This is a genomic window from Paenibacillus sp. R-74696 (genome assembly GCF_055814915.1).
Window position 1 is genome coordinate 99,580 of the sequence record NZ_JBPULM010000046.1, and the last position, 14,511, is coordinate 114,090.

At 48.2% G+C, this 14,511-nt stretch carries 16 protein-coding genes; 6 read left to right on the forward strand and 10 right to left on the reverse strand.

What is annotated here, in order from left to right; genetic code table 11:
- Positions 1 to 18: 18 nt before the first annotated feature.
- The 6 genes from pheS to ACSR9A_RS25020 form a co-directional block, all read right to left on the reverse strand.
- Positions 19 to 1,050, reverse strand: a complete 1,032-nt coding sequence (gene pheS, locus ACSR9A_RS24995; protein WP_341278817.1) for a phenylalanine--tRNA ligase subunit alpha — start codon at positions 1,048 to 1,050, stop codon at positions 19 to 21.
- Between the two features lie 414 nt (positions 1,051 to 1,464).
- Positions 1,465 to 2,271, reverse strand: coding sequence for a copper amine oxidase N-terminal domain-containing protein (locus tag ACSR9A_RS25000; protein WP_473760408.1), 807 nt, complete (start codon positions 2,269 to 2,271; stop codon positions 1,465 to 1,467).
- A 178-nt stretch (positions 2,272 to 2,449) separates the two neighbouring features.
- Positions 2,450 to 3,373 (reverse strand): dihydrodipicolinate synthase family protein, encoded by a 924-nt coding sequence (locus tag ACSR9A_RS25005; RefSeq protein WP_473760410.1) that lies wholly within the window; start codon positions 3,371 to 3,373, stop codon positions 2,450 to 2,452.
- Positions 3,374 to 3,568: 195 nt separating this feature from the next.
- Positions 3,569 to 3,952, reverse strand: coding sequence for a RidA family protein (locus ACSR9A_RS25010; protein ID WP_473760412.1), 384 nt, complete (start codon positions 3,950 to 3,952; stop codon positions 3,569 to 3,571).
- Between the two features lie 54 nt (positions 3,953 to 4,006).
- On the reverse strand, positions 4,007 to 4,870 hold the full coding sequence (locus ACSR9A_RS25015; protein ID WP_473760414.1) for a sensor histidine kinase: 864 nt from the start codon (positions 4,868 to 4,870) through the stop codon (positions 4,007 to 4,009).
- 22 nt (positions 4,871 to 4,892) lie between these two features.
- The gene (locus ACSR9A_RS25020) at positions 4,893 to 6,341 is read right to left on the reverse strand and encodes a copper resistance D family protein (RefSeq protein WP_473760416.1); all 1,449 of its coding nucleotides are present in this window, start codon (positions 6,339 to 6,341) and stop codon (positions 4,893 to 4,895) included.
- 116 nt (positions 6,342 to 6,457) lie between these two features.
- Here ACSR9A_RS25020 and ACSR9A_RS25025 point away from each other — a divergent pair, with 116 nt between their 5' ends.
- Positions 6,458 to 6,688, forward strand: a complete 231-nt coding sequence (locus tag ACSR9A_RS25025; RefSeq protein ID WP_473760418.1) for a hypothetical protein — start codon at positions 6,458 to 6,460, stop codon at positions 6,686 to 6,688.
- Here the strand turns inward: ACSR9A_RS25025 and ACSR9A_RS25030 are convergent.
- A complete protein-coding gene (locus ACSR9A_RS25030) occupies positions 6,666 to 7,988 on the reverse strand; it encodes a VWA domain-containing protein (RefSeq protein ID WP_473760420.1) in 1,323 nt (440 codons plus the stop codon). The two genes, ACSR9A_RS25025 and ACSR9A_RS25030, sit on opposite strands and share 23 nt — an antisense overlap.
- A 148-nt stretch (positions 7,989 to 8,136) precedes the next feature.
- Here ACSR9A_RS25030 and ACSR9A_RS25035 point away from each other — a divergent pair, with 148 nt between their 5' ends.
- Both ACSR9A_RS25035 and ACSR9A_RS25040 read left to right on the forward strand, forming a co-directional pair.
- Positions 8,137 to 8,451, forward strand: coding sequence for a hypothetical protein (locus ACSR9A_RS25035; protein ID WP_473760422.1), 315 nt, complete (start codon positions 8,137 to 8,139; stop codon positions 8,449 to 8,451).
- A gap of 36 nt (positions 8,452 to 8,487) precedes the next feature.
- Positions 8,488 to 8,928: a GNAT family N-acetyltransferase gene (locus tag ACSR9A_RS25040; RefSeq protein WP_473760424.1), complete on the forward strand. Its 441-nt coding sequence runs from the start codon at positions 8,488 to 8,490 to the stop codon at positions 8,926 to 8,928.
- 195 nt (positions 8,929 to 9,123) lie between these two features.
- Here the strand turns inward: ACSR9A_RS25040 and ACSR9A_RS25045 are convergent, their stop codons facing one another.
- The 3 genes from ACSR9A_RS25045 to ACSR9A_RS25055 all read right to left on the reverse strand — a co-directional run bounded on the left by ACSR9A_RS25045 (position 9,124) and on the right by ACSR9A_RS25055 (position 12,143).
- The gene (locus ACSR9A_RS25045) at positions 9,124 to 10,086 is read right to left on the reverse strand and encodes an aldolase catalytic domain-containing protein (RefSeq protein ID WP_341278826.1); all 963 of its coding nucleotides are present in this window, start codon (positions 10,084 to 10,086) and stop codon (positions 9,124 to 9,126) included.
- 111 nt (positions 10,087 to 10,197) lie between these two features.
- On the reverse strand, positions 10,198 to 11,217 hold the full coding sequence (locus ACSR9A_RS25050) for a hypothetical protein (protein WP_473760426.1): 1,020 nt from the start codon (positions 11,215 to 11,217) through the stop codon (positions 10,198 to 10,200).
- A 164-nt stretch (positions 11,218 to 11,381) separates the two neighbouring features.
- Positions 11,382 to 12,143 carry a GTP cyclohydrolase II gene (locus ACSR9A_RS25055; RefSeq protein WP_473760427.1) on the reverse strand — a complete coding sequence of 254 codons (762 nt, stop codon included), beginning with the start codon at positions 12,141 to 12,143 and terminating at the stop codon, positions 11,382 to 11,384.
- A 238-nt stretch (positions 12,144 to 12,381) separates the two neighbouring features.
- On the opposite strand from ACSR9A_RS25055, the gene ACSR9A_RS25060 reads away from it, so the two are divergent.
- From ACSR9A_RS25060 to ACSR9A_RS25070, 3 genes are all read left to right on the forward strand, one after another.
- Positions 12,382 to 12,708, forward strand: coding sequence for a winged helix-turn-helix transcriptional regulator (locus ACSR9A_RS25060; protein WP_341278829.1), 327 nt, complete (start codon positions 12,382 to 12,384; stop codon positions 12,706 to 12,708).
- 200 nt (positions 12,709 to 12,908) lie between these two features.
- Positions 12,909 to 13,085: a hypothetical protein gene (locus tag ACSR9A_RS25065; protein WP_473760430.1), complete on the forward strand. Its 177-nt coding sequence runs from the start codon at positions 12,909 to 12,911 to the stop codon at positions 13,083 to 13,085.
- 51 nt (positions 13,086 to 13,136) lie between these two features.
- Complete coding sequence (locus ACSR9A_RS25070) at positions 13,137 to 14,501, forward strand: ArsB/NhaD family transporter (protein WP_473760433.1); 1,365 nt, start codon at positions 13,137 to 13,139, stop codon at positions 14,499 to 14,501.
- The last annotated feature ends 10 nt before the right edge of the window (positions 14,502 to 14,511 follow it).

Below are 14,511 nucleotides of genomic sequence, written 5' to 3' on the forward strand. Positions count from 1 at the left end.
GCTCCCCTTCCTTTCCTGCTACATTTTCGCGAATTGTTGTAAAAACCGAAGATCGTTCGTATAGAAATGACGAATATCGTCAATGCCGTATTTCAGCAGCGCAATGCGCTCTACACCCATGCCGAAAGCGAATCCGCTAACTTCATTCGGGTCGTAGCCGCCCATCTCCAGTACGCGTGGATGAACCATGCCGCAGCCGAGAATTTCCAGCCAGCCCGTCTGCTTACACATCCGGCAGCCATGTCCGCCGCATTGCGCGCAGCTTACGTCAACCTCCGCACTTGGCTCCGTGAATGGGAAGAAGCTTGGACGAAGACGGATTTGCGTTTGTGAGCCGAACATTTGCTGGGCAAATTGCAGCAGCGTGCCTTTTAGATCGCTCATGCGAATGTTAGGCGCAATAACGAGCCCTTCAATTTGATTGAATTGAAAGGAATGCGTCGCATCGTCATCATCGCGGCGGTATACTTTGCCTGGACAAATAACTTTGATCGGCTTGCCTTTCATTTCCTGCATTGTTCTCACTTGAACCGGGGATGTTTGCGTACGCATCAAAATATCATCCGTGATGTAAAACGAATCCTGCATGTCGCGCGCCGGATGGTTTTTCGGCAAGTTCAGCGCCTCGAAGTTGTAATAATCCGTCTCCACTTCCGGTCCTTCCGCAATCGTATAGCCTAGTCCGATGAAAATATCTTCGATTTCCTGTGCTACCTTGTTAAGCGGATGTACGGCTCCAGTTGGCAATGCTTTGCCCGGCAGCGTCACATCAATCGTCTCGCCGCGCAAGCGCGCTTCCGTCTCGGCTTGCTGGAATATCGCCTGCTTCTCTTCGATAACGGCTTCAATCGCCGCACGCACATCATTGCCGACTTGGCCGATAATTGGACGCTCTTCTGCGCTAAGTCCACCCATGCCGCGCAAAATTTCAGTGAGCGCGCCTTTTTTCCCTAAATATTTTACCCGCAGATCGTTAAGCACTTGCGGATTGTCTACCTGCTGCAGCTCCTGCAGCGCTTCGCCGCGCAAAGCCTCCAAACGTTCCTTCATCTGATGCTCGCCTCCTCATTCTTTTGAACAAACAAAAAAGGCCCCTTCTTCCCGCAAGGGACGAAAGAACCGTGGTACCACCCTAATTCGAACAATCTGCTTGCTCCCCTCTATACAGACAGGGACAGCAATAGCTTGCTCCTCAATCCCGTTAACGGCGGGAACCGAAACATTCCTACTTGCGGACATGCAGCACCTGCTGGCGCCATGCCGGGTTCAGAAGTCTGCTCAGGAGCGAACTTCAGACAGCCTGTTTTCACGAAAGACGCTCTCAATCTATGGCGACTTCTCCCTGTGTGAAGGCACTGCTTACTTTTCTCCGTCTCAGCATTTAAACTCATATGGATACAATATCTTTTACATTATAAGCAAATGGATGGCGCGATGCAATAACTGCCTTGCGATTTGCCCAACTTATGCTCCCGAAATCGGACTTTTGCCTTCGGTAAAGCTGACGCTATCCGCCTTCCATACGCCATTTGCCTTGATTATTTGGGTGTTTCGCATAATGTAATAAACTTCCCAAGCATCATGCGAGGTGTCCAGCGATTGAAGAAAGCTTCCTGTTGTTTTGGTCCTGTAGCTGCCGGCCGTTACAGGAGCTTTAAACACATAGTCAAATTCGAGGCCCTTATTTCGAATAATGGTATTAATAAGTCGATCGGTAAAATAAGGCTTGAAATAAGTGCGAATCTGCTTAATGGATGATACATCAGCTGCTTCATTTAATTTATCGGACAGCTGCTTCAAGCGAGCTGCGGATGCTTTTTCAGCGGCCAAAAGCTTAACTTGCTCCACATATACAACAAGCTGCTTCCCTTCGAGTGTAATCGTTGCGACTTGGCCATATGAATTCCAGTCTACACCTGCACCCAGTATTTGACTTACGAACCGCAGAGGTACATAGGTGGTATTGTTGATTAATTGCGCCGGTACGTCGAGCTCCGTTTCAGCTTGATTGACAAGCACCTTTTTAGAGTTGATCGTAAGCAGCATTTCGATATCGTCTTTTTGGATTTCAATCGTCTGGAGCTTCTGGTTCCACTCTACAGCAGCCCCCATATTTTGTGCAACATCGCGTAGTGGTATAAGCATCCGGTTGTCCTTCAGTTTTCCATTATTAAGCTCCACCGGCCGATCAGCAGCAAAAACAGGCGCGGAAAGGGCTGATACAGCCAGCAGAGCCGCTGCCATTAAGCCTAAAGCGAATTTTTTCAACATCATCATACCTCCGTCATAAAAAATAGCTGTTGTTTTTATCCCTATTTATATAGACGTGGAATGAATAAAAAAGTTACCTTGCTGGTCACTAATGAGGACTTAATCGCCAGCAGCATAACAGGCTCGCAAAAAAAAGCGCCACCTTTGAAAGATGACGACGCCTGCTTCATACGAGCTGCTAGCCTAATAGCGTTTGCTTGACATATTGATTGAATTTCCTGAACTGCTCGATCTCACGCTCATGTGTCACTTTGAAATCCGCTGCTTTTTTCGAACGGCTTTTCAGCGTGATATCCAGCCCCTCGAGCTGCAAATAATAGCGGGTGCCAATATGATAATGACGGCCCTCATAGAGACAGGAGGCGCCAAGATAGTTTTGCAGCCATTCTGCCTTATCCGGCTGCTTGTCCCAGTTGTCCGTCAGCCAAGCATACAAATCAGGCTGAAAGCTGGCGAGCATGCCGCTATAACCGCCGCCACCGAGCTGCATGACTTCGAGTACATGAGGATTGTTCGCTACAAATATGTTAAGCGGAGTACCCTCCGCTGCTTTGATTTTCGCCTTAATTTGCTCAAGATTGTTGCTGCATTCCTTCATAAAGGTGAATCTGCCCGTAGCTGCGCACCATTTGACGAGCTCCGTCGACAATAAGCGGTGATAAGGAATCGGACATTCATACAGTCCGAAGGTTACGTCAGGAAACGTTTCCAAAATCGTTTGAGCACGTTTTTTCCAAACTTCTTCATCTTCATCCTCAGCAGCCAGACGGTTCGTCACGAGTACGAATGCATCCACACCCGTTGCTGAAATTTGCCTAATTTCCTCAAGCTGCTGCTGAAAGGACTCCGAAATATGGCCTGAAGCCACAACGGGAACTCTTCCCGCCGTCTTTTCCTGCACGAAGCGCGCTACCGCTACCCGTTCCTCCAGAGAGAGATGAAGCATTTCACTGGACAAGCACACGGCAAACAGCCCATGCACGCCATTGTCTATGTACCAATTAATCAGCTGTTCCAGAGCCGGATAATCAATCTCATTATCCTTGGTAAACGGTGTAAGCATAACGGGCCAGACGCCTTTCGGTGCTTGCTTCACTTGCATTTAAACCCCGCCCTTCACATTATTGATCCCTTACATGTTACAACAGATGTATATGCTTTGAAACCGCTTTAACTTATTTGCACTGATATTTAAACAAGACCTCCGGAAATATATTCATTCGATAAAAGGAGCACATAAAAACAGCTCCCGCCTCATCTTTACGATGAGCAAGGAGCTGTTCTATAGACGCTTCTATTATTGAATAATGGCTTCGGCCTCTATTTCAACGAGCAAGAGCGGATCAATAAGTGCTTTTACTTCTACCATCGTTGCTGCTGGCTGAATCGTGCGAAAAAACTCGCCATGTGCTCTTCCAATCTCTTCCCACTTCGAAATGTCAGTAACGAACATTCGGGTCCGAACGACATCAGACATGCTTGCCCCTAGCTCAGCCAAAGCCTTCTCAATCGTTTGCAGAACAAACCGAGTTTGCTCATACGGGTCTCCTTGGCCGATGACTTCGCCATCCTTCATCGCTGTCGTTCCTGCGACTTCAATCCGATTGCCGACGCGAATCGCGCGGCAGTAGCCCACAAGCGGCTCCCATGGGGAACCCGTAAATACCTGTTGTCTGCTCATCGTGCTCTCTCCCCCACATTAAAAATGGTCATTCCCGCAACCGTATTTTTCATACTAACTGCCGTTTAAAGGCTCCGTCGCTATTTCCACTCGCGTTCCTTGGCCGCGCTCGCTCTTTACACGAAGCGACCAGCCCATCTGCTTCGCTCGTTCACGCATCATGCGAATGCCATAGCGGCCTTTCGCCTCCAACTGCTCGGCGTCCGCACCTCCTCCTGTATCCGCTACGATACAGTGAAAGCTGCCTAATGCTCCGCCTTCAAGCGGATAGCAGGCGATGCTCACATGCGCCTCGTGGGTATGCTTGCGAATATTCATCAGCGCCTCACGCACAATCGCCATCAGCTCGACCTTCTCTTTATCTGACAGCGCATGCTCGGGCAATTGCCAATTAACCTCGGCGGTATAGCCGCCACCAGCCTCCCTCAGCTCTTCGGCAAGAGCATGAATCGCCGTCAGCCAGGGCCCTTCCGCAGGACTCGCGGCAGTAGATGATTTCAAGTTGGCAATGGACTGGCGAACGTCCTCATATACATGCCGGACTGTTCCTCGAATTTGCTCAGTCGTCTGACGAACACCCTCCGGTGTATTGGCATGCTCCAGACTGTCCAGCTTCACGGAAAGCAGAAACAACGACTGAGAAATACCATCATGCAGCTCACGCGCAAGCTTCTCGCGCTGCTCAAATGAAGATTTCGACAGCCGTTCGCGCTGCAGCGCATCCTGCATGAGCTCTAGACGCTTGAACAAACCGCGCAGCAGTGTCAATGTGACTAAAAAAACAAGTACAGGAGCAAGCACATTGCCCAGATCCATTGAGATGTATGGCAGCAGAAAAGCATGCCTGACATATTCCCAAAGGCCAATTGTAAGTGTGGGAATCCACAAGATCAACCATTTCAACCATCGATAAGACACCCGCTACCGCTCCCTGCCTGCATTAATAGTTTTCAAAATCGATGCTTTCGTTCAGCTTGCCCCCGCTCTTATCAACCACCTGCAGCTCGGCCGTCCATTTCCCGGGGAATGGGATGTCCATCTGCTCTGCATGGTACGACGTTCTCACAAAACCAGGAAACGACTCATACGATGTATCCTCAAAAATCGCCAGCGGCACCTCAAGGGGCGCAAGCTGCTGCTTATCATGCGAATGCAGCACCAGCTTCACATCTGTTGGCTCCCCCAACTGCTCCGGCAGCCATATTTTCACCTCGAATTGATTCGCCCCCGGCTCATTTGGCGTTATATTAACGGTAAAATGGCGCGTTTCGCCCATCTTATGAAATCGGACTGGCGTATTGTCCGGTATGGGGCTCATATAGGTAAAGACGCCGACAATAAGCGTGATCGCCAGCATTAGACCTGCATCCACTTTCAGCATCAAGCCATGCGGCAGCTCCCCCCGCCGAACACGGGCACGAAGCAAAGCGCCTGTGACGATGACGAGTACGACCAGCGCGATTTTCACCAGCAGCCAAATCCCCCAGCTTGTATAAAATAAATAGGACAAGCTTGGCAGCAGCAGCCATGTAATCGCCGCACCCGTAATGACAAGCAGTGCCATGGAAATCCATGCTGCTGTCGTGAAGCGTTCTGCAAAGCGCCCCGCTTCCTTCCGATCAGCAAACCAAAGCCCCAGTAAAATCATCAATCCTCCGCTCCATACAGCGGCACAAGCGAGATGAATAAAATCAAGAACGATGCCTAAATTCATATTCGACTGCAACGCCGCCATATGGCCGGTCCAGCTCTCAATAGCGAGTAATAGCAGCGCCCATATGAGCTTGAAGGTATCGCTTGCCCTAATTACGATAAAGCCTAGAAGCGACAATATAAGCAGCGCAAGCCAGGCTTGACCGGTATTCGTTTCGGTGAACAGCCTCACCCATTCCGGCCCTCCTCCTCCGTAGCCCTCCATCAAGCTTCGCGCACTGGCGAATACATACAAAAGAGAAGCAAGCAGCAGCGCCCGCATCATTGGCAAGCTCCAGAGCTGCATCCGTTTGCGCTGTTCATCGCTTCCTAAGCGAATCCCGCTGAACCAAAGCATCAGTCCTGCCGCCAGCAGCAGCGCGGAGTAATATACGATTCTTGCTGTATAAAATAAGGCTGTGCCGACACTAAGGCCACTGTCATGGCCGTGATCCATATTCTCCATCTGGTCATGTCCAACCTGCTCATGCGGATTAAAGCTCGTTGCAAGTAGGGGGAACACTCCAGAAAACTGCTTAGGCTCTAAAATTCGCGCTGCATGGGCTTCGGTTGGCATGATGCCAACTAACAGCACAGCACTAAACAGAAGCAAAGCCAGCACGGCATACAAAGTTGTTATTTTGGCGGATGTATGCCGTACCAGCTGCTTGCTCCAAGAAATTAAATTTAAAATCATGCTGCAAATCCCTTCCTTCAGTTATCCTCTTGTAACAGTTTACCTTACAAGGCAGCAAAGGACAATTCACTAAGCAAGACATGGAGGCTGTATAACCTGACAAAGGAGCGTGCATCATGAAAGAGAAGGAACAGCATCATAATATAAACAGGCCATATTGCACAGGAGGAGGAATTATCTATATGGTGTTTAACAGCAGCTATACAATCGCCGATTTGAATCACAACGAGGATGCGCTTGAAGAAATAAAACAATTAGAGCAGCGGCTGTCCGACCAAACAGGAGCAGCCATTACTCTAATTGCTTATAACTATGAGCACGATATTACGGCTGAACGTAACGATTAATCATTTCAACTAGCAAATCGTTAAGCGGCTTCACCTCGTATTCTCCAGCAGCAGGCTCCAAGTGATCGCCGCCTATTCCGCTGTCATCCGTCAAAAACAAATACGTTCCTCCCGTCGCCACCGCCATAAAGCGCAGCAAATATTCCGTTGGTACATCTACCCCGCTGGAGGCGACGGGAATAATACGAATGCCATTCGCGGCTGCCGTTTGGATCAACCCCTGAATTTCAAGTATCACTTCTTGCTTATAATGCGGTGGAGCATCCAATACGAGGAACAACAGCCTTGTCCGTGCCTGCTCGCTCCAGGCATGTTCATGAATGGCATCACGCAGCGCCGCATCAACCGCTTCCGGATAATCGCCTCCGCCATCCGCCTTTTCTGCTGCCAATTGGCCGACAACCTGATCGACATCCTTCGTAAACGGGAACGATTTTACTAAATAATCATCATATTTATCCTTATAAAAATTGGCGCTGAGCCGCATATCCAATTGCTGGCCATGCTGCTCGCTTACACGGCCAATTACATCCTTTAGCTCGGCCTCCAAATAGCGAAGCTCATCCTCCATCGAGCCTGTCGTATCCACAACAAACATAATATCGACCTGATTGGAGAGCTCCGCTTCGCCTCCCAAATCAACCTTGAGCGCGCCTTGCTCGGGCAGTTTAATGCTGCTTAGACTCTTGTCGTACTGGCCCGCCTGAACCTCGACCCTATAATTGCTTTGCTTATCCCTTTGGTCATTGTCAAAAAGTCCGACAAATAAATACGCTTTTCCATCCGTATTTGTGCGTGCTTCCCATACTAGCTGCCGCTGAGTATCACTCAGCTTCACAACAGCATCGGATACTGCCCTCCCCCCAGAAGTCACAATGACTTCCATCCGGTTAAAAGCATGAAACCACCAATAGTAGACATTATCATTGCCTTCTTTGCTATTGAGCAAATTGCCGAAGCGCTGCCATGCCGCCAAATCATCCCATTCACCTGCCGTAAGCTGACCTGGCTTCACTTCCGCTTGCTGCGACGAATAACGCCTGTCTCCACCTTCTGTGCGCTCCCTTTCAGGAGCAGGCTCCGAGGCTTCGCCTTTGCTTGTAGATCGGTCCCCTCCGGTGCTGCTGTCTTCTACACTTTTCACTTCCGTATCTCCCTTAGCCGTATCCCCTGTCTCTCTTGTCGTGGAATTACTCCGATCAGGGCCGCTGTTCATGCTGCCAGAGCAAGCTGCTGCCAGCATTAGAGCCATAATAATAGCTAATGTGCGAAATAAGATGAATTTATTTATATTTTGCATCTTAAATCCCCCTTCTATCTTTTTCCATTTAGACGAAAAGGGGGCAATGATTGTTGCATAAATGCATATTCAACATTAAAATGATTAACAGGCTGCAGCGCTGGCTTGGCCAGACCATTTGCGGTGTTTTTCTTAGGAGGATAAACCGATGGAAACGATAGCTTTAACTAATATTGAAATAACCTATCAGTTGGGGGCTCGCCAGCTTACTTTTACGAATGCCGACTTATTTTTAGTGACAGACTTCGGCTCGGTTTTGTGGTACGTCGATGCGAACGGCATTTCGGATACTGATGTATTGCAATGGTTCAATCAAAGCGAGGACATTCGAATCCAACTGCTCGTCACATCCATTGACAATCGCATATTCGAAGGTACTGCATATTTCCACCCAAATGAGAAGCATTTTGCGGCGGCGATTCGCGGCGAAGGTGAATTGCGTCTTAAAAATAACTTGGAATAATCGTGGAAGTATTGAAAAAAGGAGGATATTCCCGATATGTCTATTACTACTCGTCTGGTTCAAAATCAGGAAGACCGGGATGCCGTGTTTGAAGTAAGGCGCAACGTATTTGTTGACGAGCAGGGCGTGCCTGCTGCCAATGAATATGATGAATTTGAAGATACGGCCCAGCACCTGCTTGCCCTCAGCGGGCAAGTGCCGGTAGGAGCAGGAAGGCTGAGAGTAGTGGACGGTGTTGCCAAGCTGGAGCGTATTTGCATTTTGGCAGACTACCGCAAGCTCGGCATTGGTAAAATCATCGTCGAAGCGATGGAGCAAGCAGCCGCGGCCCAAGGACTTACCGCAGCCAAGCTGAATGCGCAAACGCATGCAGAAGGCTTCTACAGCAAGCTGGGCTATCGCACGGTTTCCGACATTTTCTTTGAGGAAGGCATGCCTCATGTCACGATGACCAAGCCGCTTGTGCTGCAGACTTAAAGTCTGCGCAGACAAGGTGAAACGGCTTTCGCCGTCCTCTGGCGGCATGGCGCGTTTCAGTCCGAGAAATATAGAGAAAGTATGACGAAATCATATCCTTTCCTATATTTTTAAAAAAAGCCCTGGACAGCCGCCATTCCAACATGGACGAACTTCCAGGGCTTTTCAATTATACAGGCTGCTGTGAGGCAGCTACTATTTGCTATGCGATAATTCTGGTGTTGTCATGCGATCGTAGAAATCTACCGCTTTATCCTTGTCTTCGGAATCGCGAAGCGCCATTGCCGAACGTGGATGCTCGTCCAAAATACCAGTAATCATGTAAGGAATAATGTAACCCCACTCTTCCTTCTCGCGAAGCGGAATCATGTATTTCTCGATCATATCGAGAACGGGGCGTGTTTTGTATCTTGGGTTTTGCAGTTGGGATACGAGCAACTCTGTGTTACAGTTGCCTGCTGCGCGGCCCATGCCATATACGGATGCATCAAGCAGCTCAACGCCGCCTTCAGCAGCAATAAGCGTATTTGCGAATGCAAGCTGCAAATTGTTATGCATATGCGCGCCCAGACGCTTGTTTGGAAGGTACTTGCGGAATTTTTCCGTCAAGTAGCTTACATCATTCGGTTTCAGGCTGCCGTAGGAATCAACGATGTACACAACGTCAACAACGCTGTCATTGATCAATTCGAACGCTTCCAGCAGTTGGTTTTCCATTACATTCGACAAGGCCATAATGTTCAGCGTCGTCTCATAACCACGGTCACTGAATAGTTTAACAAGCTCAAGACCCTTGTCCACATCTTTCGCATAACAAGCGACACGGATTAGATCAAGCAGGCTTTCGCTACGCGGCAAAATATCGTTCTCGTCTACACGGCCTACGTCAACAAGTGCCGACAGCTTTGTAGTTCCTTTATTAGGGATAACCGTTCTGAGAAACTCGTCATCCAGAAAACGCCAAGGGCCTGCACTTTCTGCGCCTTTGAGCAGCTTTGGCGAGTTTTTATAGCCAATTTCCATATAATCAACGCCAGCATCGTTCAGGCTTTTGTACAAGTGCTGGACAAACTCTACGCTGAAATCCCAGTTGTTTACTAATCCGCCATCGCGAATAGTGCAATCGACGATTTTACAATGACTTGTTTTTGAATTCATGTAAAGGCTCCTTCTGACTGTACGTCGCTAATCTTTAACATTCATCATACTTGAAATGCCTAGGAAACGCAAAAGAAATTTGCCCATTTCTGCCGCCTCAAATCGACCCATTTAACCACCAAGCAGCTCCTCCGCTTTCGCCTGAAAACGTTCATGGAATTGCTTAACCGCGGGGATATCCATCTGCTGTCCGTTGATTCGGTTGTAAACTTGCTCATCCGTCGTTGCCAGCACGTCCAAAAACTGCGATACCATTTTTGCCGTTACCGTCTCCGGATGCTCCTTCACCAGCTTTTGATAGCTCGTCTTCACCTCGCTGAGCAGCCGATACGTTTCCATATCAAATATGGGTGTGTTATTGAGGCCATAAATATACATCGATAAGTAGCTGTTTAAATAAAGCTGCTCGATTTCCGGGCGCTCTGCTGAATCGGGATACGTTTTAATGTAGGTTTCCGACAATACTGCGCGATTAGCCAGCTTATCCCACGTAATGATCAGCCCGGCATCCTTCGCTGAAACCTCATTTGATTCTACCGCCCGCAAAAAAATATAATCATTCATCTGCTGCGATACATAATTTTTGTAAACCTTTTGCAATTCAAAATCAATGATCGGATAAATGGTGCCCTCTACCATAATCAGCTTGTAGCCGCCCATCAGCTTCGTAATAACGAGCTGCTTCACAGCGGCATCCTGAATTTCGGCAGCGTTGGAGGCTGTAATCGGCCATTGCTGCTGGAGCAGCACCTCCTGCACATTATTTTCAAAAAAAGCGTCCTGCGTTCGTTCCAGATCATTGTTATAATACGCATTCAGCTCGCGTATCATCGTATCCGCCCGCTCTTGTCCAGCCTTTGACATATTCTCGTTCAAGAATGAAACAATTTCGAACGGCTCCTTTGCATTTTGCACCGTCTGGCGGTATTGCTCCAGCAAATTGTCCTTCTCTTGGGGAGCGCCCTGCACGACTGGCGAAACCTGTGCGCCAGCGTGGGAATCCCGACGTTCCTCTGTATTTTTATTGTTGCCGCTGCAACCTGCAATGAATAATGCAAATATAAGAACTAAAACATTCCATCTATAGTTACGACTACGCACGTCGCTATTCACCTCAATCGTCATGTTCACCTGGCCCTCTCACTCTAATAGTATATGCCACATTATCGTCAATATCCAATAGACGCATGAACAGAGCGGAAGTTACGGCAAAAAAGCGCGGAAGCAGGCCTCCGCGCAAACTTTTTTCAAAACACATCCGTATCCTTAACTTATCTTCAAAATATCTCCTGATCTTACAGCGCTTTGACCTGATTATCCTCATGCTGGGCTTCGGCCGAATAATGCCCCGACTTCAAAACCTTTGTTGTCAAATACTTCTCATTGTAGACGGAGGTTTGCCCCCAAAGCGGAACACGGCGGGCAATATGCATGCCAGCTTCACGAAGCGCCTCCACTTTGCGCGGGTTGTTCGTAATAATCGACACAGGCAACGAGCGAAGCAGCTTCAAGACAGCAATGGATTCACTGTAATCGCGAGCGTCCTCAGCAAAGCCCAGCTCCAAGTTCGCATCAACTGTATCGAGCCCCTCCTCCTGAAGCAGGTAAGCCATTGCCTTACTGAACAATCCAATGCCACGGCCTTCATGATTTGCCAAATAAAATAAGGCGCCCGTTCCATGCTCGGTAATCATCCGCATCGACTGCTTAAGCTGAAAGCCGCAATCACAGCGTTGGCTGCCAAAAATATCGCCCGTATGGCAAATGCTGTGCATGCGAATCAGCGCATCTTCGCCTTCGGCAAAATCGCCATAGACGAGTACGCTGGATTGCTGAAGCTCCGCATAATGCCCCTTCGCCAGCTCGCTGTATAGATCTGTTTCGTCTTGGGCGCTATTTTTCTCACGCTTCAGCCAGCTGTACCACTGAAAAATCTTCGTCTCGCCGTCAAGCTCAACCGGAAGCTGAATGGGTCCGACAACATGGATATCGTGCGAATCGCCTTCAATAGTTTTTATTTTGTCATTTATAATAGAACGAATGGATGGTTTAATCATTAGTGTGCACCTTCTTCATCTGTATTTGATATAATAGGTTGAAAGGCTAAGCTTCATCTGCTATAAATGCACCTTGCCTTATTAATAATCATAGGGGAACAAGTTTTCGCTTACCATTAGTAACTAATTATATATTCGAAATTCCATTACGTCAAGTTATGAGCATTCAAAAAGTTTGCTTGTATATAAATTATATTAAAGTTATACTTAATAGCAAGTTATTAATGAGGTGATCTACATGGAGAAATCCGGGCTTTGTCCGCGCCTGCACAAAGGAATGGACATTATAAGCAAACGATGGACCGGCTTGATTATTTATCAGTTGCTGTCCGGGCCGCAGCGCTTCAGCTGCATTCAAGGTGCCCTTCCCATTAGCGGCAGACTGCTGTCTGAGCGGCTCAAGGATCTTGAAAATGAGGGCATTGTAAGCCGCGCCGTCTTTCCAGACATTCCAGTTCGCATCGAATATTCGCTTACCGAAAAGGGACACGCACTGGAGCCGGTCATTCGCGAATTGCAGCAATGGTCATCCGATTGGGTAGCGCCTATGTCCATATCCAAGTAAAAAGATAACGAAGCAGCCTCGGCCCTTAACAAGGCCGAGGTTGTTTTGCGTTTCCGGAGCGGGGACGCTTCGCGGAATTATAGCAATCTACTATTAACGTCTAGTACCCTCTATCAGTAGGCCACATATACATATATTATTCATATCTCCCCATGATAGTCGTCCTCTTATACGTTATTACTAGAAAGGAGGAAACCCTTTTGCTTACGATCTTCATTATTTGCTCGTCAGGCCTGTCCCTCTATTTCATTCTCAAGCCTCCTCCGCCGATCAAACAGCCTACTATTATATCTCTATCCTCTACGACAACCGATAAACGCTATGACAGCAGCCGCATAGAAGCCGCTCAGCATAATGCAGTTGCCGCAAATGAATAACCCTTTTCTGCTTCACTATGAATTTAACCAAGAATTCGAGGTGATTAACATTTGATCTCGCTACCTTCCATTATCGTTTCCCTGTTTGCCTTCCTCTTCACGATCTTGCTCATTTTGTGGCGTCCAAGAGGACTGAATGAAGCCATTCCTGCTACGTTTGGCGCCATACTCGTCCTATTGAGCGGAGTCGTCTCGTTGACGGACCTTGCGCATATTAGCGCCACCGTTAGTGGAGCAGCCATCACCATTATGGCGACGATCGTAATGGCAATCGTGCTGGAGAGCTTTGGCTTCTTCATCTGGGCTGCCGAGGGGCTTGCCATTCGAGCACGTGGCTCAGGACTCAGATTGTTCTGGTATGTAAACCTGATGTGTTTTCTGATGACGCTATTTTTCAACAATGACGGCAGCATTCTTATCACTACCCCGATTTTGCTCATTATGCTGCATCACATGGGACTGAAAAATCACCAAAAAATTCCATACCTACTTTCAGGAGCATTAATCGCTACCGCCTCCAGCGCCCCCATCGGGGTCAGCAATATTGTAAATCTGATTGCGCTAAAAATCGTCGGCATGGATTTGTACATGCATACCGTCATGATGTTTATCCCCGCTACAATTGGTCTGCTGCTGCTCAGCCTGCTGCTGTTCTTCTACTTTTACCATCAGCTTCCCCGGCAAGTACCCCATACGATTTCAATTGTCCCTATTCAATCTGGCTACCATCCTTTACTCACACCTAACGGAAGCAAGCCTGCATATCCCAAATACAGCAGCCGCTTTATGAAATTGATTCTGCTTTTCGTCTTCTCTGTCCGGCTAAGCTTATTTGCTGCCTCCTATTTGCATATCCCCGTTGAGTGGGTCGCTGTTTTCGGCTCCCTGCTGCTCCTTAGTTGGCGCTGGGTTTACTTGAAAATGCCGCCGAACGACATTTTGCGTAAAATTCCGTGGCATATACTCATTTTCGCCTTCGCCATGTATATCATTATTTATGGCCTGCACAATATTGGCCTGACGCAATTACTCGTGCAGGTGTTCGAGCCGCTTGTCATGGGGAGCCTGATGAATGCAAGCATTTTAATCGGAGGGCTTGTCTCTGCCATGTCTACACTCGTCAACAATCACCCCGCTCTCATGATCGGCACGATCACCCTCACCGAAATGAACCTCGATCCGCTTTCACTCAAAATCGCCTACCTCGCCAGCGTCATTGGGAGCGATATTGGCTCACTCATTTTACCGATAGGCACTCTAGCCTCGCTCATTTGGATGAATCTTGTACAGAAAGCCAAGGTGAAAATCAATTGGTTGGATTATGTCAAAGTAACGATTGTTGTCATTCCGCCTGTTCTGCTGTTTACTCTCGTTCTTCTTGCTTTATGGGTTGGCTGGATCTTCCCTATGCATTAACTCACGACAA

Bases quoted from the DNA above. Each gene is read 5' to 3' on its own strand.
- pheS (WP_341278817.1), bottom strand. From the start codon at position 1,050: ATGAAGGAACGTTTGGAGGCTTTGCGCGGCGAAGCGCTGCAGGAGCTG.
- ACSR9A_RS25000 (WP_473760408.1), bottom strand. From the start codon at position 2,271: ATGTTGAAAAAATTCGCTTTAGGCTTAATGGCAGCGGCTCTGCTGGCT.
- ACSR9A_RS25005 (WP_473760410.1), bottom strand. From the start codon at position 3,373: ATGCAAGTGAAGCAAGCACCGAAAGGCGTCTGGCCCGTTATGCTTACA.
- ACSR9A_RS25010 (WP_473760412.1), bottom strand. From the start codon at position 3,952: ATGAGCAGACAACAGGTATTTACGGGTTCCCCATGGGAGCCGCTTGTG.
- ACSR9A_RS25020 (WP_473760416.1), bottom strand. From the start codon at position 6,341: ATGATTTTAAATTTAATTTCTTGGAGCAAGCAGCTGGTACGGCATACA.
- ACSR9A_RS25025 (WP_473760418.1), top strand. From the start codon at position 6,458: ATGAAAGAGAAGGAACAGCATCATAATATAAACAGGCCATATTGCACA.
- ACSR9A_RS25030 (WP_473760420.1), bottom strand. From the start codon at position 7,988: ATGCAAAATATAAATAAATTCATCTTATTTCGCACATTAGCTATTATT.
- ACSR9A_RS25035 (WP_473760422.1), top strand. From the start codon at position 8,137: ATGGAAACGATAGCTTTAACTAATATTGAAATAACCTATCAGTTGGGG.
- ACSR9A_RS25040 (WP_473760424.1), top strand. From the start codon at position 8,488: ATGTCTATTACTACTCGTCTGGTTCAAAATCAGGAAGACCGGGATGCC.
- ACSR9A_RS25045 (WP_341278826.1), bottom strand. From the start codon at position 10,086: ATGAATTCAAAAACAAGTCATTGTAAAATCGTCGATTGCACTATTCGC.
- ACSR9A_RS25055 (WP_473760427.1), bottom strand. From the start codon at position 12,143: ATGATTAAACCATCCATTCGTTCTATTATAAATGACAAAATAAAAACT.
- ACSR9A_RS25060 (WP_341278829.1), top strand. From the start codon at position 12,382: ATGGAGAAATCCGGGCTTTGTCCGCGCCTGCACAAAGGAATGGACATT.